24 protein-coding genes (1 of these 24 cut by a window edge) are annotated in these 25,271 nt (G+C 66.6%); 7 read left to right on the top strand and 17 right to left on the bottom strand.

Annotated elements, in window-relative coordinates; translation table 11 throughout:
- The 6 genes from HUK68_RS00900 to HUK68_RS00875 form a co-directional block, all read right to left on the bottom strand.
- Positions 1-857: the 5' portion of a benzoate/H(+) symporter BenE family transporter gene (locus HUK68_RS00900; RefSeq protein WP_175502502.1), read on the bottom strand. Its footprint begins 325 nt before the window's first position; only the first 857 of its 1,182 coding nucleotides appear in the window; it begins with the start codon at positions 855-857; its stop codon lies off the left edge, out of view.
- A 2-nt stretch (positions 858-859) separates the two neighbouring features.
- Positions 860-2,728, bottom strand: a complete 1,869-nt coding sequence (locus tag HUK68_RS00895; protein ID WP_175502501.1) for a potassium transporter Kup — start codon at positions 2,726-2,728, stop codon at positions 860-862.
- An 83-nt stretch (positions 2,729-2,811) separates the two neighbouring features.
- Positions 2,812-4,107: a glutamate--cysteine ligase gene (gene gshA, locus HUK68_RS00890; RefSeq protein ID WP_175502500.1), complete on the bottom strand. Its 1,296-nt coding sequence runs from the start codon at positions 4,105-4,107 to the stop codon at positions 2,812-2,814.
- Between the two features lie 95 nt (positions 4,108-4,202).
- On the bottom strand, positions 4,203-5,669 hold the full coding sequence (locus HUK68_RS00885) for a TrkH family potassium uptake protein (RefSeq protein ID WP_175502499.1): 1,467 nt from the start codon (positions 5,667-5,669) through the stop codon (positions 4,203-4,205).
- Positions 5,670-5,678: 9 nt separating this feature from the next.
- Entirely contained in the window at positions 5,679-7,127 is a 1,449-nt protein-coding gene (gene trkA / locus HUK68_RS00880) for a Trk system potassium transporter TrkA (protein WP_175502498.1), read from the bottom strand.
- Positions 7,128-7,161: 34 nt separating this feature from the next.
- Positions 7,162-8,442, bottom strand: coding sequence for a glutamate-5-semialdehyde dehydrogenase (locus HUK68_RS00875; protein WP_175502497.1), 1,281 nt, complete (start codon positions 8,440-8,442; stop codon positions 7,162-7,164).
- Between the two features lie 129 nt (positions 8,443-8,571).
- Between HUK68_RS00875 and HUK68_RS00870 the strand changes: the two genes are divergently transcribed.
- On the top strand, positions 8,572-8,874 hold the full coding sequence (locus tag HUK68_RS00870) for a hypothetical protein (protein WP_175502496.1): 303 nt from the start codon (positions 8,572-8,574) through the stop codon (positions 8,872-8,874).
- A 340-nt stretch (positions 8,875-9,214) separates the two neighbouring features.
- Here the strand turns inward: HUK68_RS00870 and holA are convergent, their stop codons facing one another.
- The 3 genes from holA to leuS are packed head-to-tail and all read right to left on the bottom strand — an operon-like array spanning position 9,215 to position 13,488.
- A complete protein-coding gene (holA, locus tag HUK68_RS00865) occupies positions 9,215-10,261 on the bottom strand; it encodes a DNA polymerase III subunit delta (RefSeq protein WP_175502495.1) in 1,047 nt (348 codons plus the stop codon).
- A gap of 7 nt (positions 10,262-10,268) precedes the next feature.
- Positions 10,269-10,772 (bottom strand): LPS-assembly lipoprotein LptE, encoded by a 504-nt coding sequence (locus HUK68_RS00860; protein WP_175502494.1) that lies wholly within the window; start codon positions 10,770-10,772, stop codon positions 10,269-10,271.
- Between the two features lies 1 nt (position 10,773).
- Entirely contained in the window at positions 10,774-13,488 is a 2,715-nt protein-coding gene (gene leuS, locus HUK68_RS00855; protein WP_175502493.1) for a leucine--tRNA ligase, read from the bottom strand.
- 227 nt (positions 13,489-13,715) lie between these two features.
- Here leuS and HUK68_RS00850 point away from each other — a divergent pair, with 227 nt between their 5' ends.
- Positions 13,716-14,939, top strand: coding sequence for a mechanosensitive ion channel family protein (locus HUK68_RS00850; RefSeq protein ID WP_175502492.1), 1,224 nt, complete (start codon positions 13,716-13,718; stop codon positions 14,937-14,939).
- Here the strand turns inward: HUK68_RS00850 and HUK68_RS00845 are convergent.
- From HUK68_RS00845 to HUK68_RS00830, 4 genes are read right to left on the bottom strand one after another with little or no spacing between them, the layout of a single operon-like run.
- Entirely contained in the window at positions 14,936-15,391 is a 456-nt protein-coding gene (locus HUK68_RS00845; RefSeq protein ID WP_175502491.1) for an ExbD/TolR family protein, read from the bottom strand. The two genes, HUK68_RS00850 and HUK68_RS00845, sit on opposite strands and share 4 nt — an antisense overlap.
- Positions 15,392-15,407: 16 nt before the next feature.
- On the bottom strand, positions 15,408-16,082 hold the full coding sequence (locus tag HUK68_RS00840; RefSeq protein WP_175502490.1) for a MotA/TolQ/ExbB proton channel family protein: 675 nt from the start codon (positions 16,080-16,082) through the stop codon (positions 15,408-15,410).
- A gap of 8 nt (positions 16,083-16,090) precedes the next feature.
- A complete protein-coding gene (gene dapB, locus HUK68_RS00835) occupies positions 16,091-16,921 on the bottom strand; it encodes a 4-hydroxy-tetrahydrodipicolinate reductase (protein ID WP_175502489.1) in 831 nt (276 codons plus the stop codon).
- 58 nt (positions 16,922-16,979) lie between these two features.
- Complete coding sequence (locus tag HUK68_RS00830) at positions 16,980-17,540, bottom strand: outer membrane protein assembly factor BamE (RefSeq protein WP_175502488.1); 561 nt, start codon at positions 17,538-17,540, stop codon at positions 16,980-16,982.
- Positions 17,541-17,692: 152 nt separating this feature from the next.
- Between HUK68_RS00830 and fur the strand changes: the two genes are divergently transcribed.
- Positions 17,693-18,124 (top strand): ferric iron uptake transcriptional regulator, encoded by a 432-nt coding sequence (fur, locus tag HUK68_RS00825; protein ID WP_175502487.1) that lies wholly within the window; start codon positions 17,693-17,695, stop codon positions 18,122-18,124.
- Positions 18,125-18,166: 42 nt separating this feature from the next.
- On the opposite strand, the gene hprK is transcribed toward fur, so the two are convergent.
- The 3 genes from hprK to hpf all read right to left on the bottom strand — a co-directional run bounded on the left by hprK (position 18,167) and on the right by hpf (position 20,092).
- Positions 18,167-19,114: an HPr(Ser) kinase/phosphatase gene (gene hprK / locus HUK68_RS00820; protein WP_175502486.1), complete on the bottom strand. Its 948-nt coding sequence runs from the start codon at positions 19,112-19,114 to the stop codon at positions 18,167-18,169.
- 19 nt (positions 19,115-19,133) lie between these two features.
- Positions 19,134-19,607 (bottom strand): PTS sugar transporter subunit IIA, encoded by a 474-nt coding sequence (locus tag HUK68_RS00815; RefSeq protein ID WP_175502485.1) that lies wholly within the window; start codon positions 19,605-19,607, stop codon positions 19,134-19,136.
- A gap of 137 nt (positions 19,608-19,744) precedes the next feature.
- Complete coding sequence (gene hpf / locus HUK68_RS00810; protein WP_175502484.1) at positions 19,745-20,092, bottom strand: ribosome hibernation-promoting factor, HPF/YfiA family; 348 nt, start codon at positions 20,090-20,092, stop codon at positions 19,745-19,747.
- A gap of 312 nt (positions 20,093-20,404) precedes the next feature.
- On the opposite strand from hpf, the gene HUK68_RS00805 reads away from it, so the two are divergent.
- On the top strand, positions 20,405-21,325 hold the full coding sequence (locus tag HUK68_RS00805) for a phosphoribosylaminoimidazolesuccinocarboxamide synthase (protein WP_175502483.1): 921 nt from the start codon (positions 20,405-20,407) through the stop codon (positions 21,323-21,325).
- Between the two features lie 205 nt (positions 21,326-21,530).
- On the opposite strand, the gene HUK68_RS00800 is transcribed toward HUK68_RS00805, so the two are convergent.
- On the bottom strand, positions 21,531-22,487 hold the full coding sequence (locus tag HUK68_RS00800) for a tetratricopeptide repeat protein (protein ID WP_175502482.1): 957 nt from the start codon (positions 22,485-22,487) through the stop codon (positions 21,531-21,533).
- A gap of 92 nt (positions 22,488-22,579) precedes the next feature.
- On the opposite strand from HUK68_RS00800, the gene purE reads away from it, so the two are divergent.
- Genes purE through HUK68_RS00785 form a run of 3 tightly spaced genes read left to right on the top strand, consistent with a single transcriptional unit; the run spans position 22,580 to position 25,261 of the window.
- Positions 22,580-23,077 carry a 5-(carboxyamino)imidazole ribonucleotide mutase gene (gene purE / locus HUK68_RS00795; protein ID WP_175502481.1) on the top strand — a complete coding sequence of 166 codons (498 nt, stop codon included), beginning with the start codon at positions 22,580-22,582 and terminating at the stop codon, positions 23,075-23,077.
- Positions 23,074-24,255 carry a 5-(carboxyamino)imidazole ribonucleotide synthase gene (locus tag HUK68_RS00790; protein ID WP_175502480.1) on the top strand — a complete coding sequence of 394 codons (1,182 nt, stop codon included), beginning with the start codon at positions 23,074-23,076 and terminating at the stop codon, positions 24,253-24,255. Before purE ends, HUK68_RS00790 begins: the two co-directional genes overlap by 4 nt.
- 13 nt (positions 24,256-24,268) lie before the next feature.
- A complete protein-coding gene (locus HUK68_RS00785; protein WP_175502479.1) occupies positions 24,269-25,261 on the top strand; it encodes an L-threonylcarbamoyladenylate synthase in 993 nt (330 codons plus the stop codon).
- Positions 25,262-25,271: the final 10 nt, after the last annotated feature.

Below are 25,271 nucleotides of genomic sequence, written 5' to 3'. Positions count from 1 at the left end.
GCGTGCGCTTCGGGGCCCATGCAGATGGCCGCCGTGATGGCACTGAGGTTGAGGGCAAAGGCGCCGAAAGGCGCGAGCAGCAGCGTCGCGACCCCGCTCATGGTGATCAGCCGCGAGATCGGCAACTCGTAGCCCGAGGCCCGGACCACGGCGATTCCGGGCAGGTTCTGCGATGCCATGGTGACGACAAACAGCGGCAGCGCCAGGCTCACCGCCGCCGGCCAAGACCATTCGGGTGCGGTGAACACGGGCCGTGCAAGCTCCCAGTGGATTGCCGACCAGGCCATGCCGCCCCCGGTGGCTGCCTGCAGCATGCCAGCGGCCAGCGTCCACACCACGCTGTAGCGCGGTGCCAGGCGGCGCGCAAGCAGATAGGCCAGCAGCATGCACAGCACCAGCGGCAGCGCGGTCTGGGCCGCGGCAAAGGCCTGCATGCCAAAGCGCGCCAGCACGCCGACCAGCAGCGCCGAGGTGATGGCCACGGGAATGCGCTGCATCACGCGCTCGAGCGCACCGCTGGCGCCGACCGCAATCGTCAGCAGCGCGGCCAGCATGAAGGCGCCGACCGCCTGGGCCATGCTGAAGCCTTCGCCCGCCAGGCCCGCGGTGGCCAGCACCGCCGCGCCCGGCGTGGACCAGGCAATCATCACCGGCTTGCGCAGCCACAGCGAGGGCAGCAGCGTGCACAGGCCCATGCCCAGCCCCAGCGCCCAGACCCAGGAAGTGATCTGGGCCGGTGTCGCGCCAAACGCCTGCGCCGCCTGGAACACCACCGCGGTGGAGCTGGTGAACGCGACCAGCATCGCGACAAAGCCCGCGGCCAGCGTCGACAGGCTGCAATCGCGCAGGAACTGCATGTTCAAAGCTCGATCTTGGAGCCCAGCTCGACCACGGAATTGCTGGGCAGGCGCAGGAAGTCCGAGACCCGGCTCGCATTGCGGTGCATCTGCGCAAACAGCTTCTCGCGCCACGGCGACATGCCCTGGCGCATGCCCGGGATGACCGCGTCGCGCGAGACGAAGTAGCTGGTGCCCATCGGATCGAGCGGATAGCCCAGGCCCGACAGCTGGGCCAGCGCCTTGGGCAGGTCCGGCTCGTTCTTGAAGCCGTAATGCACGGTGACCTGCCAGCAGTGGCCGCCCAGGGCTTCGGCCTGCACGCGCTTGTCCATCCCCACCCAGGGCACTTCATGGTTGCGCACCGTGACGAACAGGTTCTGCGCATGCAGCACCTTGTTGTGCTTGAGGTTGTGCAGCAATGCCGACGGCACCGTGCCCGGCTCGCCCGACAGGAAGATGGCCGTGCCCGCGACGCGCTGCGGCGGATGCTCGGCCAGCGCGCCCATGAACCCCGCCAGCTCGATCGACTCGCTCTGCAGGCGGTCATGCAGCAGCTGGCGGCCGCGGCGCCAGGTCATCATCAGCAGGAACACGCCGCTGCCTATGGCCAGCGGAAACCAGCCGCCCTGGAACAGCTTGAGCAGGTTGGAGCTGAAGAAGGCCAGGTCGATCAGGAAGAAGCAGCCGGTCGCGGCCCAGCACAGCAGCCAGGGGTAATGCCAGCGGTAGCGGATCACGAAGAAGGTCAGCACGGTGGTGATCAGCATGTCCAGCGTGACCGCGATGCCATACGCGGCCGCCAGGTTGCCGCTGGTGCGAAACAGCAGCACGGCCAGCGCAATGGCCGTGAACAGGCTCCAGTTGACCAGTGGAATGTAGATCTGCCCGGCCGCCTTGGCGCTGGTATGGCGGATTTCCAGCCGCGGCAGGTAGCCCAGCTGGATGACCTGGCGCGTGACGCTGAACGCGCCGGTGATCAGCGCCTGCGAGGCAATGACCGCGGCCATGGTGGCCAGCAGCACCAGCGGCAGCAGCGCCCAGGCCGGCGCCATGCGAAAGAACGGATTCTGCACCGCGTCGGGCTGGGCCAGCAGCAGCGCGCCCTGGCCGAAATAGTTGAGCGTGAGCGCCGGCATGGCGACGGCAAACCAAGCCAGGCGGATCGGCTTCTTGCCGAAATGCCCGAGGTCGGCATACAGCGCCTCGGCGCCCGTGACGCACAGCACCACCGCGCCGAGAATGATGAAGGCCACGCCCGGCTGACGCCAGATGAAGCCCAGCGCATGGTGCGGGCTCAGCGCGGCGAGGATTTCCGGGTGGCCCAGGATCTGGCGTATGCCCAGCAGCGCCAGGCAGCTGAACCACAGCAGCGTGATCGGGCCGAAGAACTTGCCTATGCCCGAGGTGCCGTGCTTTTGCAGCGCAAACAGCGCCAGCAGCACCAATAGCGCCAGCGGCAGCACGAACTGGCGAAAGTGCGGCGACACCACCTCCAGCCCTTCGACCGCCGACAGCACCGAGATCGCCGGCGTGATCACGCCGTCGCCATAGAACAGCGAGGTGCCGAAAATGCCGATCGGCAGCAGCACCGCTCGCAGCCGCGGCTGGTCTTTGACGGCCTGCGAGGCCAGCGCCAGCATGGCCACCAGCCCGCCCTCGCCGTTGTTGTCGGCGCGCAGCACCAGCGTCACGTACTTGAGCGAGACGATCAGCGTGAGCGTCCAGAACAGGATGGACAGCACGCCATAGACGTTGGCGTGGGTGAAAGGCACATGGCCGGAGCCAAAGACTTCCTTGACGGCATACAGCACGCTGGTGCCGATGTCGCCGTACACCACTCCGATTGCGCCCAGGGTCAGGGCTGCCAGCGAGGATTTTGGTTGGTTCACTGAACGCACCCGGCGCCGTGGCGGCTCCGGGTCTCCCTGTCATGATGGTCGGGCCATTGCGCCGCCCTCAGGCGGCAACTGGATCAATCGTAGATCTCGGCGTCGGGGTTGGTGGCTTCGAGCTCATAGCTCGCAGCCAGCATGGCCAGCCGGCCGATCACGCCATACATGTAGAAGCGGTTCGGCGCGCTCGCGCCCGGGCGCGCGCCCAGTTGCGGCAGCTGGGTGCTGTGCTCGAAAGCCAGCGGCACGAAGCTCGAGCCCGGGGCGTTGAGGTTCTCATCGACGCCGCGCTCCGGATGCATGCGGTAGAAACCGCCGACCACATAGCGGTCCATCATGTAGACCACGGGTTCGGCGACCGCGTTGTTCATGCGCTCCTGGGTCAGCACGCCTTCCTGGATGATCACGTCGTGCACCGCCTGGCCGTCCTTGATGACGCCCATCTTGTTGCGCGACTTGCGCGTGAGCACCTCGAGGTCCTTGGCGTCGCGCACCGTCATCACGCCCATGCCGTAGGTGCCATGGTCGGCCTTGACCACGACAAACGGCTTTTCCTTGATGCCGTATTCCTTGTACTTGCGGCGCACCTTGGTCAGCAGCATGTCGACCTGGGCGCTGAGGGCATCCATGCCGGTGCCGTCATTGAAGTCCAGCCCCTCGCAGTGCGTGAACATCGGGTTGATCAGCCAGTGGTCGATGCCCAGCAGCTTGCCGAAGCGCTTGGAGACTTCCTCGTAGCTCTGGAAGTGGCGGCTCTTGCGGCGCACCATCCAGCCGGCGTGCAGCGGCGGCAGCAGGTATTGCTCGTAGAGGTCTTCGAGGATGCCGGGCGCGCCCGCGGACAGGTCGTTGTTGAGCAGGATGGTGCAGGGATCGAAATCCTTGAGGCCCAGGCGGCGCTTGCTGCGGATCACCGGCTCGAGCGTCACCGACTCGCCGTTGGGCAGGTTGATGACGGTGGTCTTCTTGATCTCGCGGCTGATCGAGCCCACGCGCACGTTGAGCCCGGCCATCTTGAAGATGCGCTGGAGCTGCACGACGTTGTTCAAATAGAACGTATTGCGAGTGTGGTTTTCGGGAATGATCAGCAGGTTGCGCGCTTCGGGGCAGATCTTCTCGATGGCCGCCATGGCTGCCTGCACTGCCAGCGGCAGCATTTCCTCGGTCAGATTGTTCCAGCCACCCGGAAAGAGATTGGTGTCGACCGGGGCCAGCTTGAAGCCGGCGTTGCGGATGTCGACGGACGAGTAGAACGGAGGCGTGTGCTCCATCCATTCGAGGCGGAACCAGCGCTCGATGGCCGGCATGGATTCCAGAATTCGCTGTTCTAGCTCGTTGATCGGGCCGGTCAAAGCCGTGATGAGATGCGGAACCATTGGTGCCCTCAGGAGACGGTGGTGTATTGGATTGTAGGGATGTGGCAACGCCGTCGGGATTTATCCATCGCCGACGGTTGGCCCGCCGCGCCGTGTCAGCGTCGCCAAAACGACGGTGTCAGCAGCGCCATGAAGCTCAGGATCTCCAGCCGTCCCAGCAGCATCGCCAGCGTGCAGACCCACATCTGGAAATCCGTGAGCCCCGCATAGTTCGCGGCGGGCCCCACGCTGCCCAGGCCCGGGCCCATGCAGTGCACGCTGGCCAGGATGGCGGTGAACGCGGTCACGGGATCGAGGTCGGTCAGCAGCAGCAGCATGCTCAGCGTGATCACCGTGGCGCCGTACACCAGCATGAAGGCCAGCACGGAGAAAATCATGCGATTGTCCACTACTGCCGATCCCAGGCGTACCGGCTGCACCGCGCGCGGGTGCACCAGGTGCGTCAATTCGCGCCGCGCCTGCTTGAGCAGGATCAGCATGCGCACCATCTTGATGCCGCCGCCGGTCGAGCCGGCGCTGGTCGCCACGCCCGACAAAAGCAGCATCATGACCGGCAGGAATACCGGCCAGGCCAGGTAGTCGACGGTGGCGAATCCGGTGGTGGTCGCCACCGAGATCACATTGAACACGCCGTAGCGCAGCGCGTCGAGCGGCTCATAGACGTCCTTGAGCCAGAGCAGCAGCGCGCCGAACAGGCCGCCGCCCAGCAGCACGCCGATGGTGGCGCGCATTTCCGGGTCGCGCCAGAAGCCCTGCAGCTGGCCCTTGCGCATGGCGACGAAATACAGCGCGAAATTGCAGCTCGCCAGCAGCATGAAGACCAGCGCGATGGCTTCGAGCAGCGGTGAATCGAAATACGCAAAGCTCGCATCGTGCGACGACAGCCCGCCCAGGCTCACGGTGGTGAACATGTGCATCAGCGCTTCCATGGGCGGCATGCCGCCGGCCCAGAAGGCCAGGCCGCAGGCAATGGAAAACACTGCATAGACGCCCCACAGGCCCTTCGCGGTCTCGGTCATGCGCGGCGTGAGCTTGGTGTCCTTGATCGGACCCGCGGCCTCGGCGCGGAACAGCTGGCTGCCGCCCACGCCCAGCAGCGGCAGCACGGCCACGGCCAGGATCAGAATCCCCATGCCGCCCAGCCATTGCAGGAAAGTGCGCCAGACGTTGATCGACTGCGGCAGCTCGTCGAGCCCGTGCAGCACCGTCGCGCCCGACGTCGTGAGGCCGGAGACCGCTTCGAAATAGGCATGGGTGAACGAGACCGGAATGTCGAGCTGGTGCAGCGCCAGCATCAGCGGCAGGCTGGCGCACAGCGGCAGCACTACCCACACCAGGCTCACCAGGATCACGCCATGGCGCGGCTGAAGCTCGCGCCGGAAGCGGTTCATGCCCAGCCACAGCACCCCCCCGACGGTGGCCGTGGTCGCCACCGACAGCGGATAGACGCGCCAGATGGCTTCGTGCTGCAGCCAGGACACGGACATCGGCACCAGCATCGCGAGCGCAAACATCACCAGCAGCATGCCCAGCACGCGCAAAACGGGAAACAGGTCGCGCATGGTGCGGGGTCAGAAGAAGGTCGCGCTCACGCGGAACAGCTTTTCCACGTCACGCACCAGGCGCTTGTGCGGCAGGAAGAACACGACATGGTCATTGCTCTCGATCACCGTGTGGCTGCGCGGAATGATGACCTGGGGCTCGCGCGCGCCCGGGTCCGACTCGGCATCGTCGAGGCCGCGCACGATCAGGCCGATATGCACGTCGAGCGGCAGGCGCAGTTCCTCGACGCGCCGGCCGACCACGCGCGAGCTCTTGCGGTCGCCGCGCGCCACGATCTCGAGCGCTTCGGCCACGCCCCGGCGCAGGCTGTGCACGGCCTGCACGTCGCCGCGGCGCGCATAGGCCAGCAGTTCGCCGAGCATCGCCTGGGCTGGCGACAGCGCGATGTCGATCTGCGTGCCATGCATCAGGTCGGCATAGGTGCGGCGGTTGATCAGCGACAGCACGCGCTTGGCGCCCATGCGCTTGGCCAGCAGGCACGACATGATGTTGTTCTCGTCGTCGTCGGTCAGTGCGAGGAAAAGGTCCACGTCCTCGACGCTTTCGTCGCCCAGCAGGTCCTCGTCGGTGGCATCGCCCTGCAGCACCAGCACCTCGGTGGGCAGCATGGACGCCAGCTCGGTGCAGCGCTGCTCGCTTTCCTCGAGCACCTTGATATTGAACTGGCCCGGCAACTGGCCCAGCTGGCCCGCCAGGCGCTGGCCCACGCGCCCGCCACCGATGATCATGATGCGGCGCACCGGCCTGGCCTTCTGGCCGCGCGGGCTGTGCAGCGCGCTGAGGATCTCGGGCAGGTGGTCGCGCGCGGCCAGCACGAAGACTTCGTCACCGGGCTCGATCAGCGTCATGCCATCGCAGCGCACGAAGCGGTCGGGTTCCTCGGCAAAGCGCCGGTAGATGGCCACCAGGCGCATCGCGAGGTCGGGCATGCTGTCGCGCAGCTCGCCGATGCGCAGGCCCACGGCGGGGGCACCCGCGCGCGCGCGCGACGAAGCCAGGCAGGCGCGGCCGCCGGCAAACTCGCGCACCTGCAGCGCCTCCGGGTATTCGATCAGCTTGCCGATGTAGCGCGTAAGCGACTCCTCGGGGCAGATGATGCGGTCGACGGCAAAGCCGTCCTTGCCCAGCAGCGGCGAGTCGGGCGCGAAGCCCGAGGAGCGCACGCGCGCGATCCGCGTGGGTACGCTGAACTCCATGTCGGCGACCTTGCAGCACACCAGATTGGTTTCATCGAGCGTGGCGCAGGCGATCAGCAGGTCGGTGTCGCGCGCGCCGGCCTCGGCCAGCACCGCCGGCTCGGTGCCGTTGCCAACCACGCCGCGCAGGTCGAAGCGCGTCTCGAGTTCGCGCAGCCGGCGCGCATCGGTGTCGATGACGGTGATGTCATTGCGTTCGGACACCAGGCTTTCGGCCACGCTGAAGCCTACGCGCCCGGCTCCCAGGATGATGATTTTCATGGAATTCACTGCTGGTGCCGCGCGCGGGCCGCGCTCAGACGCGGATTTCGCCGTCGCCGAGCACGACGTACTTGAGCGAGGTCAGGCCCTCGATGCCCACCGGGCCGCGCGCATGGAACTTGTCGGTGCTGATGCCGATCTCCGCGCCCAGGCCGTATTCGAAGCCGTCGGCAAAGCGGGTGCTGGTGTTGACCATGACGCTGGCCGAATCGACTTCGCGCAGGAACTGCTGCGCGTGGCGGAAGTCGGTCGTGAGGATGGCTTCGGTGTGCGCGCTGGAGTAGCGGTTGATGTGGGCAATGGCTTCATCGACGCCGGCCACGACCTTGATGCTGATGATCGGCGCCAGGTATTCCTCGCTCCAGTCCTGCTCGGTGGCGGGTACCAGACGGGCACCCGCGACGCCTTGCAGCAGCGCCAGCGACTCGGGGCAGCCGCGCATCTCCACGCCCTTGGCCGCGTACACCGCGCCAATCGCCGGCAGGAACTCGGCCGCGACGCCACGCGCCACGAGCAGGCTTTCGCTGGCATTGCAGGGGCTGTACTTGCTGGTCTTGGCGTTGTCGGCGACCTTGACGGCCATCGCGATGTCGCACGGGTCGTCAACATAGGTGTGGCAATTACCGTCGAGGTGCTTGATGACCGGCACCTTGGCCTCGCGGCTGATGCGCTCGATCAGGCCCTTGCCGCCGCGTGGAATGATCACGTCGACGTATTCGGGCATGGCGATCAGCTGGCCCACGGCCTCGCGGTCGGTGACCTGCACCAGCTGCACCGCATGCTCGGGCAGGCCGGCTTCGGCCAGCGCCTGCTGCACCAGCCGCGCCAGCGCCTTGTTCGAGGCAATGGCTTCGGAGCCGCCGCGCAGGATGCAGGCGTTGCCGCTCTTGATCGACAGGCTCGCGGCTTCGATGGTGACATTGGGGCGGCTCTCGTAGATCATGCCGAACACGCCGATCGGCACGCGCATCTGGCCCACGCGAATGCCGCTGGGCTGCTGTTTCATGCCCAGGATCTCGCCAATGATGTCGGGCATGGCGGCCAGCTGCTCGCAGCCCTGGGCGCAGGTTTCGAGCACCTTGGGGGTCAGGCGCAGGCGGTCGACCATGGGGGCCGGCAGGCCGTTGGCTTCGGCCGGAGCCAGGTCCAGCGCATTGTCATCCTGCAAGGCGGCGGTGTTTTCCCGCAGCAGCCGCGCCAGCGCCAGCAGCGCGCGGCTCTTGCTGGCCGACGAGGCGCGGGCCATCCGGGCCGAGGCGGCTTTGGCCTGGGCACCGAGGGTATGGGTGTATTCCACGATATTGAGCGCGTTCATAGCCGCGATTTTGACCGAGTTGCAGCGCGCCGGCCCGCAGGTGGCGCAGAAGCCTCATTCCAACCTGCGCGTCGCCCGCGGGCTTGACGGCACAATGGGCGCGTTGCTTCCAGGGAAAAAGACACCGACATGACCGTCAACACCGCACTGTTCGAACTGCATGCGCTGCAACAGGCGCTGCAGCAGCTCGCGGCCGGCAAGATCACGGCCGCCGAACTCATTGCGCAGGCACGCGCCACGCCGCACCTGCAAGACCGGCTGCCGCCGCGCTATGCGGCGGTGCTGCAGGACCTGCTGGACCGGCTTGAAGCCAGCGCGCTGTTCACCGAGGAAAGCTGCTCGTTCAGCCAGGGCGATCTGCTGACCCATTTGCAGGGCTGGGCCGACAAGGCGCAGGAGACGCTGGAACTGACGCCTCAGGTGCCGGAATAACAGCCCCTTTGCTCAAGCCCCCGTTCGTGACGAGCCCGTCGAACCATGAACGGCCTGCACTCAAACCAGAAACAGCCGCACCAAGCAAACAAATACCGTTCGCCCTGAGCCCGTCGAAGGGCGTTTTATGGCGGAGTCTGCGTTAGATGACTACCCCATAGCAACAGACTTTGCCCGCGGCATAGGACGTACGTTCATCCTTCGACAAGCTCAGGACGAACGAAAACCAGCACCGGCTCTGCTGTTTCTTGACAATGCAAAGCGAAACGAGCCTCGTCTAAATCGCTCAGGGCGAACGGGGGATACACGAACGCCCGGCCCTCGAACTTGAAACAGCGCCTTATTTGAAGGATTGCACCATCTCGAACGCCAGCCGGCGCAGCGCCTGCCAGCCGTCCTGCGGCCATCCCGGGGCCTTGAGGCCCTTGACGATGCCGTCGACGGTATGCGCCGATTGCAGCAACTGCGCCGCGGCCTGGTCGCCCAGGCGCGGCACGATGCGCTCGAACAGCCGCTCCTTCGCGCCCCAGATGCGCTGCTCGCGCAGCGCCATCGGCAGCGGGCGCCCCGCAGCCATGGCGTCCTTGACGCGCTTGAGCGCGCGGATGTCCTCGGCCAGCGACCAATGCACCAGCACCTCGGCCACGCCTTCGGCCTGCAAGCCGTCAAGCATGCGCTGCACGCGACCCAACTGGCCTGACAGCACGGCGTCCGAGAGCTTGAACACGTCGTAGCGCGCGACATTGAGCACGGCCTGCGCGATCTGCTCGCCCTGCAGTTCGCCGGCCGGGTACAGCAGCGCCAGCTTCTGGATTTCCTGGTGCGCGGCCAGCAGGTTGCCTTCGACGCGGTCGGCAAAGAACTGCAGCGTGCGCTGCCCTTCCTCGCCCGGCGCGACGCGCTGGCCCTGGGCCGCGAGCCGCTGCGCAATCCAGGAAGGCAGCGCCGCGCGCTCGATCGGTTCGATCTGCAGCGTCACGCCATTGGCGTCCAGCGCCGAGAACCAGGCACCGCTCTTGGTCGCCTTGTCCAGGCGCGGCAGCATGACCAGCGTCAGCGTGCTGTCGTTGCCCTGCGCGGACTCGGCAATCTGCTGCAGCGCCTGGCTGCCATCCTTGCCCGGCTTGCCGGATGGAATGCGAATCTCGAGGATCTGCCGGTCGGCGAACAGCGACAGCGAACCGCCCGCCGCCAGCACCGCGCTCCAGTCGAAGTGCGCGCCGGCCACGGTGTGGCTGCTGCGTTCGGAGTAGCCCGCAGCGCGCGCCGCGGCGCGGATCGCGTCGGCGGCCTCCTGCTGCTGCAACGGCTCGTCGCCGTGCAGGGTATAGAGCGAGCGCAGGCCCTTGCCCAGATGGCCCTGGAGCTGATTCAGGCCCAGCTGCATGGCACGCTCACAATGACTTCACCGCCGCAAGCCGGCGCAGCAGCTGCTGCACCAGGTCGGTCTGCATGTTGCGGAACAGCAGCAGCTCCTCGGCTTCCTTCGACAGCGCGATGGTCTCGTTGTAGCTGATATCGCGCTGCTGCAGCAGTTCGGTTTCAGGCAGCACCTCATCGCCATCGGGCTTGCGCAGCCGGAAACGCACGCGCAGCCGCAGTTGCAATTCGCGCACCTGGCCGGAGGCATTGAGACCCACGACCACGCGCTCCTGGCGCTCGCTCAGCAGCTCGAAGATGACTTCGGCATCATCGGGCGAGCGCGGGTCGCGCAGCACCGTCAATTGCTCCGTCGCCGAGGACAGCGTGCGCTCGAGTTCACGCGCCAGCAGCGAGCCGCGCGGCGCCTGGATGAACAGCGAACGGAAGGCGAACTGCGGCACGCCGCGCAGGCGGAACCCGCACGCCGCCATCAGAGGGACCACGGACACCAGCGAGAGCAGCGTGCGTTTGCGCATATCAGACCACCACGTTCACCAAGCGGCCCGGCACCACCACGACCTTCTTGGGCGTGGCACCTGCGGCCTGTTTCACGAAAGCCTCGCTGGCCAGGGCCACGCGTTCGATCTCGGCCTTGTCGGCCGTCGCGGCCACGAGGATCGAGCCGCGCAGCTTGCCGTTGACCTGCAGCATCAGCTCGATCTCGTCCTGCACCAGCGCCGCGGCATCGACCTGCGGCCAGGGGGCGTCAAGCAGTTCGCCCAGATGCTGGCTGTAGCCCAGGCCGCTCCACAGCGCGTGCGTGACGTGCGGCGTGGCCGGATACAGGCAGCGCAGCAGGATGCCGAAGCCTTCGATGGCCGCGATCTGGCCGTCGGGCGTGTCGGTGCCCTTGAAGCCTTCGAGCGCGTTGATCATCTTCATCGCGCCCGAGACCACGGTGTTGTACTGCATGCGCTGGTAGTCGTAGTCGACCTGCTTGAGCACGGTGTGGATCTCGCGGCGCAGCGCCTGCGCATCCTTGCCGAACGCCACGTTCTTCAGGTCGCGCGCGCTCGCGCCGACCGCATCGGCGGCCGCGTAGTCGCCACCCAGCAGCTTGACGCCATAGTTGTAGACGCGGCGCAGGAAGCGGTAGCTGCCTTCGACGGCCGCGTCGTTCCACTCCAGCGTGGCTTCGGGCGGTGCGGTGAACATGGTGTACAGGCGCGCCGTGTCGGCGCCGTACTTCTCGATCAGCTCCTGCGGGTCGATGCCGTTGTTCTTCGACTTGGACATGGTGCCCACGCCTTCATAGTCGATGGCCGTGCCCACGGGCAGCAGGCCGTCGGCGCTGTCGACTTCGGCCTTGAGCCTGGCGCCGACGATCTTGCCGGCATCGTCGAACACATGCTCGACATCCTTGGGCCAGAAGTATTCCTTCGCGCCCTTGGCGGTGCGCCGGCTGTAGATGTGGTTGAGCACCATGCCCTGCGTCAGCAGCTGCGAGAAGGGCTCGTCGAACGTCACCAGGCCCAGGTCGCGCATGACCTTGGTCCAGAAGCGCGCGTACAGCAGGTGCAGGATGGCGTGTTCGATGCCGCCGATGTACTGGTCCATGCCGTTGCCGCGCATCCAGTACTCGGTGCCCGCACCGACCATCTGCGCGCTGTTCTTCGCGTCGCAATAGCGCATGAAGTACCACGAGCTGTCCACGAAGGTGTCCATGGTGTCGGTCTCGCGGCGCGCGGGCTTGCCGCAGCAGGGGCAGACCACGCCGGCATGGAAGGCTTCGCTCTTGACCAGCGGGTTGCCCGAGCCATCGGGCACGAGGTCCTGCGGCAGCACCACGGGCAGGTCCTTTTCGGGCACCGGCTGGGCGCCGCAATCGGCGCAATGGATGATAGGGATGGGCGTGCCCCAGTAGCGCTGGCGGCTCACGCCCCAGTCGCGCAGGCGCCAGGTGGTCTTCTTCTCGCCCAGGCCCTTGGCGGCCAGCAGTTCGGCGACCTTGTCCACGGCCTGCGCGTGCGTGAGGCCGTCCAGCGCGCCGGAGTTGACGCAGACCGCCTTCTGCTTGTCGCCGTACCAGTCGGCCCAGGCTTCGGTCGAGAAGCTTTCGCCGGAGGCCGCCACGACCTGGCGGATCGGCAGGTCGTATTTCTTCGCGAACGCGAAGTCGCGTTCGTCATGCGCGGGCACGCCCATGACGGCACCATCGCCATAGCCCATCAGCACGTAGTTGCCGACCCAGACCTCGACCTGCGCGCCGGTCAGCGGATGGGTGACGAACAGGCCCGTGGGCATGCCCTCCTTTTCCTTGACCGCGAGTTCGGCTTCGGTGGTGCCGCCCTTCTTGCATTCCTCGATGAAGGCGGCGAGCGCCGGGTTGCCGGCCGCGGCATGCATGGCCAGCGGGTGCTCGGGCGCCACCGCGCAGAAGGTCACGCCCATGATGGTGTCGGCACGCGTCGTGAACACGTACATCTTGCCGTCCTGGATCAGCTGGCCCTGGGCGTCCTGGATGCCGTGCGTGAACGCGAAGCGCACGCCGCTCGACTTGCCGATCCAGTTCTCCTGCATCAGCCGCACCTTGTCGGGCCAGCCGGTCAGCGTGGCCTTGTCGTTGCCGACCTGCACATGCTCGAGCAGCTCCTGCGCGTAATCGGTGATCTTCAGGTAGTAGCCCGGGATCTCGCGCTTTTCGACCAGCGCGCCGGTGCGCCAGCCGCGGCCGTCGATGACCTGCTCGTTGGCCAGCACCGTCTGGTCGACCGGATCCCAGTTCACGACCTGGGTCTTGCGGTAGGCAATGCCCTTGTCCAGCATCTTCAGGAACAGCCACTGGTTCCAGCGGTAGTAGTCGGGGTCGCAGGTCGCGATCTCGCGGCTCCAGTCGATGGCCAGGCCCATCGACTGCATCTGCTTCTTCATGTAGGCGATGTTGTCGTAGGTCCACTGCGCGGGCGGCACCTTGTTCTTCAGCGCCGCGTTTTCCGCGGGCAGGCCGAACGCGTCCCAGCCCATGGGCATCAGCACGTTGTAGCCCTTCATGCGCAGCTGGCGCGCGAGCATGTCGTTGATGGTGTAATTGCGCACATGGCCCATGTGCAGCTTGCCGCTGGGATAGGGCAGCATCGAGCAGGCGTAGAACTTCTTCTTGCTGTCGTCTTCGGTGACACGGTAGGCGTCACGTGCGTTCCAGTGCTCATGCGCCGCGCGCTCGAGCTCGATGTGGTTGTATTTGTCTTGCATGGTGGAGAGCGGGTTCCGGCTGCGGATGCGCCGGTCAAAGCCAAGTTCAACCGGGATTTTAGGCCCGACGCCACATCGCACTGCCGTGAGCGGCTATCTCGCCGTGCAAAGCCTGCATGGAACTTGCGCCGCCGCCTCCGGTCACACCGCTTCTTTTCCCGTTCCCCCTGTCTTCCAAGGAGTCTCTTCTGGTGCGTTGGTCATTGATTTCCGAACTCGATCCATGGATGCAAGCCGTAGCCGGCCTGGCCCTGCTGGCGCTGCTGGCCATTGCCAGCCGCTACCTCGCGCAGTTCGTGCTGCAGCGCGTGGTGCGCCGCGTGCGCCTGGGCCTGGCGGCCAACTGGACCGACATCCTGCTGCATGACAAGGTGCTGCGCCGGCTCACGCAGACCGTGCCCTGGCTGGTGGTGCAGATCGGCATGGCCGACGTGCCGCATCTGCCGGCGCGGCTGCATGGGCTGCTGCTGAACCTGGCGGTCGCGGTGAGCATCGTGATGCTGCTGCGCACCTTCAATGCGCTGCTCGACGCCATGAACGAGACCCACGACCGCAAGGAGCGGCGCAAGGATTCGACGCATTCGATCAAGAGCTATGTGCAGCTGGGCAAGCTGCTGGCGATCCTGGTGGCCATCGTGCTGGTGCTGGCGACCATGCTGGACCGGTCCCCGCTGCTGCTGCTGTCGGGCCTGGGCGCGCTGTCGGCGGTGCTGATGCTGGTCTTCAAGGACACCATCCTCTCGTTCACCGCGGGCGTGCAGCTGGGCTCCAACGACATGATCCGCGTGGGCGACTGGGTCGAGATGCCCCAGGTCGGCGCCGACGGTTTCGTGATCGACATCGCGCTGAACATCGTCAAGGTGCAGAACTGGGACAAGACCATTACCACCATCCCCACCTGGAAGCTGATGAGCGACAGCTTCAAGAACTGGCGCGGCATGTCGCAGTCGGGCGTGCGCCGCATCCGGCGCGCGCTGCGCATCGATGCCGACACCATCCGCGTGCTGGACGAGGCCCAGCTCGAGCAGCTGTCGCGCATCGCGCTGCTGAAAGACTATGTGGCGGCCAAGCGGGCCCAGGCCGCGGCGCTGCCGGCTTCTGCCATGGCGCAGTCCGCGCCCTTCCACCCGCTGCAGCTCACCAACCTGGAGCTGCTGCGCGCCTACGCGTATGCCTATCTGAACGTGCACCCGGGCATCCAGCATGACACCTATCTGCTGGCGCGCACGCTGGAGCCGACCACCGAGGGCGTGCCGCTGGAGCTGTACTGCTATACCTCTACCTCGGTCTGGGTCGAGTATGAAAACATCCAGGGCAGCATCTTCGACCACCTGATCGGCGTGCTGCCGGAGTTCGGCCTGAGGCTGTACCAGCGGCCTTCGGGCAGCGATGTGCTCTCGGGCCTGGGGCCGCTGGCACAGGGCCGCGGCCCGCGCGCAGCGCAGAACTAGCGCCCGGGAGCGGCCTGAGGCGGCGTTTCAGGCGCGGCCACGAAGCCAATGCGCGCCAGCCCGGCCGCATTGGCCCAGCCCATCACCGCCACAACGCGGCCGTAGGGCACATCGGCATCGGCACGCAGTTGCAGCTCGGCATCGGGATGGGCCGCCGCCAGCGCCGCCAGGCGCGCGCGCAGCGCGGCATCGTCCAGCGCTTCGCCATCGATCGACAGGCCGCCGCGCGCATCGACCTCCAGCGCCAGCGCCTGCTGCGGCGCCTGCGGCGTGACCGGGGACGTGCCCTGGGCCTGGGGCAATTGCACGCGCAGCGCCGCCGCCAGTACCGGCGCGGCAAGAATCAGGATGACCACCAGCACCAGCATCACATCCACCAGCGGCGTGACGTTGATGCCGCTCAAGGGCTCGGGCCGAGCGGCGCTGCGGTGGTCGAAGCGGCCGAATGCCATGGCGCGGCAACCGCTATCAGGCCATCGCGGCGGACGGCGCGCCGTCGCCAAACATGGCCTGCAGATCATGCGCAAAGCCTTCGAGTTCGGCTTCGATGCGGCCGGCGCTGCGGCCCTGCAGGTTGTAGCCCAGCACTGCGGGAATGGCCACGGCCAGGCCCGCAGCCGTCATGACCAGCGCTTCGCCCACGGGCGCGGCAAGCTGCGCGATGCCGATGCTCTGGCTGTCGGCCAGCAGGCTCAGCGCATGGTGGATGCCCCACACGGTGCCGAGCAAGCCCACGAACGGCGCCAGCGTGCCTATCGAAGCCAGCAGCACCTGGCCCCATTGCAGCGGGCCGCTGGCGGATTGCAGCGCGGCGCGCAGACCGCGCGTGAGTTGTGCGGACGCTGCCCCCTGCTGCGCCAGCGGGCGGACCGCTGCGGCAGGCATGCGCTGCGCTTGCAGCGCATCGACCAGCGGCAGCACCAGGCCGCGGCCATCGATGGCCGCGACCCGGTTGCGCGCCGTGGCCAGGTCATCGGCCTGCCAGAACGCGGCCACGCAACGCGGCACCTGGCGCCGGCTGCGCGCCAGCAGCCAGCCCTTGTAGAGCATGACGACCCAACTGGCCACCGACAGCGCCAGCAGCAGCAAGGCCGTGGCCTGCGTGACCGCGTCGCCTTGCGCAAGCCAGTGCCAGCGTTCCATGGGCAGGTTCAGCGCAGACCCAGCACGTCGAACATGTCGAACATGCCCTGGGGCTTGTCGGCCAGGAAGCGCACGGCGCGCAGGCTGCCCTGGGCATAGGTTTCGCGGCTCGAGGATTTGTGCGTGATCTCGATGCGCTCGCCGGTGCCGGCAAACAGCACCGTGTGGTCGCCGACGATGTCGCCGCCGCGCACCGTGGCGAAGCCGATCGACGAAGGATCGCGCGCGCCGGTATGGCCGTAGCGCTCGTAGACCGCGCATTCGGCCAGGTCGCGGCCCAGCGCATCGGCAATGACTTCGCCCATTTTCAGCGCCGTGCCCGAGGGCGCATCGACCTTGTGGCGGTGGTGGGCCTCGATGATTTCAATGTCGTAGCCCGTGGACAGCGCGCGCGCCGCCATTTCCAAGAGCTTGAGCGTGACGTTGACGCCCACGCTCATGTTGGGCGCCAGCATGACCGCGACCTGTTTCGCGCCTTCGGCCAGTGCCTGCTTCTGTTCGTCGCTGAAGCCGGTGGTGCCGATGACCAGCTTCACGCCCAGCGCCTGGCAGGCCGCGAGATGGGCCAGCGTGCCTTCGGGGCGTGTGAAGTCGATCAGCACCTGGGCCTCGGCCAGGCCGAGCTGCAGGTCGGAAGTGATGACAACGCCGCTGTTGCTGCCAAGGAAAGCCGTGGCATCGATGCCCAGTGCCGGGCTGCCGGGCACATCCAGCGCGCCGGCCAGCACGCAGTCGTCGCTGTTGTGGATGGCTTCGATCAGCATGCGGCCCATGCGGCCGGACGCGCCGGCAACGGCAACGCGGTGGCGCCCGGGGGCGAGCGAGAGGTTCTCGGTCATTGGTGGTAATCCTGGGAAAGCAGCCGGGCACGCCATGGGCGCGGCGCCGGCAAGAAATTCAGCGGCCTGGCGCTTCGAGCGGCGGGTACTGCTTGGAGGCGTCGGCAGGAGGCAGCGCTTCGGCCTCCGCCGGCGACTGCGCCGGCGCGGGGAAGCGCGCGAGCTGCTCGGGCGTGGCGGCGAGCACCGGCACCTTGCCGCCGGCGCGCTTCGAGCCCAGCGTGGCAACGAAGTCGGCCTCGGAAGGCATCTCGTCGCCTTCATGGCGCACCAGGCGGTCGCCTTCGAAGAACACCGTCAGCTTGCGGGTCTGGATCTCGACGTCCTTGCGTTTGAGCGTGAACACATATTCCCAGCGGTCGGCATGGAACACGCTGGTCACCAGCGGCGTGCCGAGGATGTCGCGCACCTGCTGGCGGCTCATGCCGGGCGCGAGCGCCTCGACCTGTTCGCGGGACACGAAATTGCCCTGGACCACTTCGACCTTGTAAGGAGTGACAGCGCTCGCAGCGCTGGCGATGCGTTGGCTCGCGTTGTCAAGGCTGCCACAGGCAGCCAGGACGGCAGCGACCACCAAAGTCAGCGCCAGACGGGCACTGCAACGGGCTTGGACATGCATGGGTATGGCTTAGGGGATATGATTCAAATCATTGTAGCGGCTGGTCCTTCCAGTCCTCGGCATTCTCCCCACCCTCGGTGCGAGGGCCATTTCCGTTGACTGTGCTGCGCCGGTGCCTGATGCGCCCGCAGGCACTCCCGAAAGACCCTGTCATGACGAATATCGACGAACTCAAAAGCACGGGCCTCAAGGCCACCCTGCCCCGCCTGAAGATCCTGGAGATCTTCCAGAAGGGCACGCAACGCCACATGACGGCCGAAGATGTCTTTCGCGTGCTGCTCGACGAGCGCTCGGACATCGGCCTGGCCACGGTCTACCGTGTCCTCACGCAGTTCGAACAGGCGGGCATCCTGATCCGCAGCAATTTCGAAAGCGCCAAGGCGGTCTACGAACTCAACGAAGGCCACCACCACGACCACTTCATCTGCACGGTTTGCGGCAAGGTCGAGGAGTTCTACGACGCCGAAATCGAAAAGCGCCAGGTGCAGATCGCCAAGTCCAAGGGCTGGGTCATCCATGACCACGCGATGTCGCTGTATGGACAGTGCACCACCTGCGCCAAAACCGCTAGCGCCCACCGCTGAAACAACAGCACACAAAAAAGGCGCCTCGGCGCCTTTTTTGTTTCATTCCTTTTCCATCGCACGGCGGTGCCGGTCAATGAACTCCTGATAGGTATCGATGCCCCGCAACTGCAGGATGGTGTTGCGCACCGCGGCTTCGACCAGCACGGCAATGTTGCGCCCGGCCACCACCTGGATCACGGCCTTGAGCACGGGCACGCCCAGCACATCCTGGGTCAGCGGCTCATAAGGCATGCGCTCGTATTCGCGCTCCAGTGTTTCCTTGCGCACCAGATGCACGATCAGCTTCAGGCGCATCTTGCGCCGCACTGCGGTCTCGCCAAAGATCGCGCGGATGTCGAGCAGGCCGATGCCGCGCACTTCCAGCAGGTTCTGCAGCAGCTCGGGGCACTTGCCTTCGATCGTCGCCTGGTTGATGCGGTAGAGGTCGACCGCATCATCGGCCACCAGGCCGTTGCCGCGCGAGATCAGCTCCAGCCCCAGCTCGCTCTTGCCCAGCCCCGACTCGCCCGTGATCAGCACGCCCATGCCCAGGATGTCCATGAACACGCCATGCATGGTGGTGCGGTCGGCAAAGTGCTTCGACAGGTAGGCGCGCAGCACATCGATCACGAATGCCGCGGCCTCATCGGTCGAGAACATCGGAATCTGCGCTTCCTCGCACATGGACAGCAGCTCGGGCGGGGCGACCTGGCCGTCGGCCAGCACCAGCACCGGCGGCTGCAGCGTCACGATGCGCGCTACACGGCGCTGGCAGTCCAGCGAGGTCGACTTGCAGAGATAGGCGATCTCGCGCTCGCCCAGCACCTGCAGGCGGTAGGGATGGATGTAGTTGAGGTAACCCACCAGGTCGGCGCCCGAACGCGCCGAACGCACGGCCATTTCATCGAAGCGCCGCTCCGAGGCGCCCAGCCCCGCCACCCATTCCCAGCGCAGCGATGCACGGAACGCCTGGAACAGCAGGTCGGCGCTGATGGCGTTGGGTCGCATGGAGACGGGGGCTCAGCGGTCAGGACAGCGGAGCGGCCGTCGATTGCCAGCGCTCGAGCATCTCGTGCAGCAGTTCGGCGTCGTCGCAGGCCTTGATCTTCTCGCGCAGCGCGGTGTCGCTGAGCAGCTCGGCAATCTCGGACAGGATCTCGAGATGCTTTTGCGTGGCCGCTTCGGGCACCAGCAGGAAGATCAGCAGGCCCACCGGTTGCTCGTCGGGTGCATCGAAGCCGATCGGGTTGGCCAGCTGGAATACCGCCGCCATCGGCGACTTCAATCCCTTGATGCGGCCATGGGGAATGGCAACGCCATGGCCCAGACCGGTCGAGCCCAGGCGCTCGCGCGCAAACAGGCTGTCGGTGATCAGCGCGCGCGACAAGCCATGCAGGCTCTCGAACAACAGCCCGGCTTCTTCGAAAGCGCGTTTCTTGCTGGTGGCGTCAACGCTCACGAGGACTTGAGCGGCGGGCAGGATGGAGGCTAGACGGTTCATGGTGTTAAGGAGGAATTATGCACGCTCCGCCTTGATAGTGCCGGGAATACCCGAGGGACACGAAAAAGCCGCCTGGCGGCGGCTTTTGCGGTCAGATGGCATCCATAGTTCGCCATCGTGTCGTGGCGAAGTGCAAATCAGGCCAGTGACAGCACCATGGCATCGCGCTTCGGGGTATCGAAACGGCCGGATTGCAGGCGCGTCTTGTGTTCCACCACCTTGCGGTCGAGCTTGTCGACCAGGCAGTCGACCGCAGCATACAGATCGAAGTGTGCGCTCTGGGCGAACAGGTCGCTGCCCTTGACCCGCACGGTGCATTCCGCACGCTGGCGTTTTTCCTTTTCCTTTTGTTTCTCGACGGTCAGCAGAACCTTGACATCCACCACCTGATCGAAGTGCCGAAGTATCCGCTCCAGCTTGCTCACTACATAGTTGCGCAGCGCTGGGGTCACCTCCAGGTGGTGACCACTGATAATCAAATTCATACGAAAGCCTCCTTGCCCAAGGTAAAGAAAGCCCCTGCCGGCAACAGAGTCACTGGCTAGGCTCGCAAGCTGGAATGCGCATTCGTCGCTTGGTTTCACTATGCGCCCGGCACCATCCAAATGCAATGCGATAACGGCATTCCGCAGTAGGTTTTGCGGAGAGCTTCGCCAAGCAGCGCAAAACCACGCACAATCATTGGAGTTGATGCAGCATGCCCGGGCAGCGGGCACGGGGCCGGCGCCGGGCCTTAAAATCCTGCCAGGTAAGGGTCCCGCACCCTGCCCAGGTCTCGACCGCAACCATTCGTACCCATGAACCAGCCCAGCCTTTCCGCCCTGCACACCTCTGCCCTGACTTCGCTGCCCCTGCTGGCGCGCGGCAAGGTCCGTGACAATTACGCCGTGGGCGACGACCGCATCCTGATGGTGGCCAGCGACCGCCTCTCGGCCTTTGACGTCATCATGGGCGAACCCATTCCCGGCAAAGGCGTGCTGCTGACGCAGATGGCGCTGTTCTGGTTCGACAAGCTGGGCCATATCTGCCCGAACCACCTGACCGGCGAAGCGCCCGAAAGCGTGGTGACGCCGGCCGAGCTGCCCCAGGTGCAAGGCCGTTCGATGCTGGTCAAGCGCCTCAAGCCGATCCTGGTCGAGGCCGTGGTCCGCGGCTATCTGGCAGGCAGCGGCTGGAAGGAATACCAGGAAACCCAGTCGGTCTGCGGCGTGCCGCTGCCCGCGGGCCTGACCAACGCCGCCAAGCTGCCCGAGCCGATCTACACCCCGGCCGCCAAGGCCGAGATGGGCGACCACGACGAGAACATCACGTTCGAGCGCACGGTCGAGATGGTCGGTGAAGAACTGGCGACACGCATCCGCGACCTGAGCATCCAGATCTACCGCGAAGCCGCGGCCATCGCGCTGACCAAGGGCATGATCATTGCCGACACCAAGTTCGAATTCGGCCTCACGGACGACGGCGAACTGGTGCTGATGGACGAAGTGCTGACCCCCGACAGCTCGCGCTACTGGCCCGTCGAAGGCTACGCCGCGGCGCTGGCCGCCGGCGAAAATCCGCCAAGCTACGACAAGCAGTTCGTGCGCGACTGGCTCGAGCAGGCCAAGGTCAACGGCAAGGCCTGGGACAAGACCGCTCCGGCGCCGCGCCTGCCGCAGGACGTGATCAACAAGACCGCGGCAAAATACCGCGAAGCGCTGGATCGCCTGACGGCTTGATTCTTCCTGCGCGTCTCACTGAACCGGCCCTAGTGGCCGGTTTTGCTTTTGTGGCTTGTTTCCCCGCCAGCGCTAGCTGCGAGCGCCCCGGGCGCTCAGTGGGCGTGTGCGAAGGGCGGCCCGAGCGGCGCCGGGCCGCCCCAAGCCGCGAGCGCCTCCCTCGGGGGGGGCAGCGCAGCTACGCGAAGCGAGCAAGCGTGGGGGGTCAGTTCAACGCCATGCTCAGCTTGCGCCGATAGCTGTTGAGCATGGCCGTGTTTTCATCCTCCTGCTGCGCCGACTTGCCCATCAGTTCGATGCCGCCGGCAGTCTTGCCGGGGACGCTGGCCTCGGCCTTGGGTTTGGGCGGGGTCAGCAGCTCGAGCACGGCCACATACAGCTTGCGCGCCGCGTCCTGGTTCCAGGTCTTGTCGCGCATGATGATTTCCAGCAGTTCGTCCATGGCTTCGGTCCACTGGCCTTCCGCCACCAGCACCCGTGCCTTGTCGAAACGGGCCTCGAAGTCGCGGCGGTTGGCGGCAATCAGCGCATCGAACTCCTCGAGCGGCCAGTTGCCGCGTTCGCTGCTGTCGACGAACTTCAGCGCGTCGAGCCAGCGCGACAGCGCGTCGAAGCGCAGCGCCAGCGGAATGCGCTTGAGCGGCTCGCGCAGCAGCGCTTCGGCCTCTTCGAAGCCGCCGGTGGCGATCAGCAGGCGCAGGTAGTCGAAGCGGGCGTCGTCATTGCCGGGATCGGCAGCCAGCGCGTCGGCCAGCTTTTGCAGCGCCGCGCCGGTGTCGCCCGCCTCGAGCAGCTGCTGGGCTTCATCGACATCGGACTCGGCCGCCATGGCCGCTTCGGAGGGCAGGTGCTTGTCGAGGAACGCGCGCAGCTGGGCCTCGCTTTGCGCGCCCATGAAGCCGTCCACAGGACGGCCGCCCATCATCAGCACGCAGGTCGGCACCGAGCGGATGCCGAACATGCCGGCCAGCTGCTGCTCCTGGTCGGAGTCGATCTTGGCCAGCTTGAAACGGCCGCCATAGTCGGCCTCGAGCTTGTCCAGCAGCGGCCCCAGGGTCTTGCATGGGCCGCACCAGGGCGCCCAGAAGTCCACCAGCACGGGCACTTCCATCGAGGCGGCAACCACCTCGGCTTCAAAATTTTCTATCGTGACATCGATCATGGCTCGAAGCCCTTTGACGGGCTGGTGGATAAGGGAAAAGTAAAATCACGGGTTCCACTTTGGACGGCGGCTGTACAGCCGCCCCGCTCGACATGAAACCCATTCAAATCGGCGTGGTCATGGGCTCCAGCAGCGACTGGGACACCATGCAGCACGCAGTGCAGATTCTCCAGCAATTTGGCATCGCCCATGAAGCGCAGGTCGTCTCGGCGCACCGCATGCCAGACGATATGTTCGCCTATGCCGAAGCTGCGGCAAACCGCGGCCTCAAAGCCATCATTGCCGGCGCGGGCGGTGCGGCCCACCTGCCGGGCATGATTGCCGCCAAGACCACCGTGCCGGTGCTGGGCGTGCCGGTCGCGAGCCGCCATCTGCAAGGTGTCGATTCGCTGCACTCCATCGTACAGATGCCCAAGGGCGTGCCGGTCGCGACGTTTGCCATCGGCCAGGCCGGCGCCGCGAACGCCGCGCTGTTTGCGGTGGCGCTGCTGGCCAGCGAGGACCCTGCCCTGCGCGCAAAGCTCGAAGCCTTCCGCGCCGAGCAGACGGCGGCGGCACGCGCCATGACGCTGCCCCCGGTGGCGGCATGAGTGCGGCCGGCGTAATGAATGCCCCCATCCTGCCCGGCGCCACGCTGGGCGTGCTCGGCGGCGGCCAGCTCGGACGCATGTTCGTGCATGCGGCGCAGTCCATGGGCTACTTCACGGCCGTGCTGGATGCCGACGCAACCAGCCCCGCGGGCCTGGTCAGCCACCGCCATATACGCACCGGCTACGAAGACCCGCAGGGCCTGGCCGAACTGGCGCGGCTTTGCGCTGCCGTGACCACCGAATTCGAGAACGTGCCCGCGGCCGCGCTGCAGACGCTGGCGCTGACGCGTCCGGTGGCCCCCGCCGGCGAGGCCGTGGCCATTGCTCAGGACCGCGCCGCCGAGAAGGCGCATTTCGTGCGCTGCGGCGTGCCCTGCGCGCCCTATGCCGAAATCACCACGCCGGCGCAGCTTGCGGCGGTCGATGCGAGCCTGCTGCCGGGCATCCTGAAGACGGCGCGCATGGGCTATGACGGCAAGGGCCAGGCCCGGGTGCGCACGCCCGCCGAACTGGCCGTCGCCTGGGACGACATGGGCCGCGTGGCCTGCGTGCTCGAGAAGATGCTGCCGCTGGCGCATGAATGCTCGGTGATCGTGGCGCGCGGACGCGACGGCAGCATCGTCAACCTGCCGGTGCAGCGCAACCTGCACCGCGACGGCATCCTGGCCGTGACCGAAGTCCACGCCGGCAATGTGCCCGCCTCGCAGGCCCAGCAAGCCGTGGCCGCGGCGCAGTCGGTCGCGCAAGGTCTCGATTACGTCGGCGTGCTGTGCGTCGAGTTCTTCGTGCTCGAGGACGGCAGCCTGGTGGTCAACGAGATCGCACCGCGCCCGCACAACAGCGGCCACTACAGCCAGAACGCCCTCGATGTCTCGCAGTTCGAGCTGCAGGTGCGCTGCATGACCGGCCTGCCGCTGGTGCAGCCGCGCCAGCACAGCGCCGCCATCATGCTGAACCTGCTGGGCGACCTGTGGTTCAAGGACGGCACGGCCGCCGCGAGCACGCCTGCCTGGGACCAGGTGCTGGCGCTGCCGGGCGTGCATCTGCACCTCTATGGCAAGGCCGAAGCCAAGCCGGCACGCAAGATGGGCCACCTCAACATCACGGCCGCCACGCCCGAGCAGGCGCGTGCCGTGGCGCTGCAGGCAGCCGCCATCCTGGGCATCGCGCCGTTCTGAACAAGACCCCGCAATGATCCTCCCAGGAAACCTGCCCACGGCCATTGACGAGGTCGCGCGCGCGCTGCAGCGCGGCGCGCTGCTGGGCCTGCCGACCGAGACCGTCTACGGGCTGGCTGCCGACGCCGAAAACGATGCCGCCGTGGCCGCGATCTTTGCCGCCAAGGGCCGGCCCAGCAACCACCCGCTGATCGTGCATGTGGCCGATGCCCCCGCCATCACGCGCTTTGCCAAGGAAGTGCCGGTCTTTGCCCAGCAGTTGATCGATGCCTTCTGGCCCGGGCCGCTGACGCTGATCCTGCCGCGCCGCGCCGGCATGGTGGCGGCCGCCACGGGCGGGCAGGACAGCGTGGGACTGCGGTGTCCTTCACATCCGGTTGCACATTCCTTGCTGCAAGCTTGTATGCAATTGCAACCGCCGGTTTGGGGCGTTGCCGCGCCCAGCGCCAACCGCTTCGGCCGCGTGAGCCCGACCACGGCCGCGCATGTGCAAAGCGAGTTCGGCCCGGAACTGCTGGTGCTCGATGGCGGCGAATGCGCCGTGGGCATCGAGTCGACCATCGTCGACTGCACGCGCGGCGTGCCGGTGCTGCTGCGCCCGGGCGCGGTCTCGCGCGATGACATCGAGCGGGCCTGCGGCCTCAAGCCGCTGTCCAAGGACGAACTGCCCGACAACACGCCACGCGCCTCGGGCACGCTGCTCGCGCATTACGCGCCCGACGCGAAGGTGCGGCTCATGGATGCCGCGCAATTGCAGGCCGGCCTGGACCTGCTGGGCGCCGACGCCGCGCATCTGGGGGTGTATGCTCGGAGCCCTTTGCAGGCCGGTGCCGGGGTGGAGCTGCGCCGCATGCCCGAGGATGCTGCGGCCACCGCCCAGGAACTGTTCTCGCAGCTGCGCGAATTCGATGCCGCGGGCGTGCGCCTGCTCTGGATTGAAACCCCGCCCGCCACACCCGCATGGGAAGGCGTGCGCGACCGCCTGCAGCGCGCGGCAGCGGCCTAGTTAAACTCTT

Origin of the sequence: Comamonas antarctica (assembly GCF_013363755.1) — a bacterium.
GTDB classification, from domain to species: Bacteria; Pseudomonadota; Gammaproteobacteria; order Burkholderiales; family Burkholderiaceae_C; genus Comamonas; species Comamonas antarctica.
This window is presented reverse-complemented; position numbering and strand designations above follow the sequence as displayed.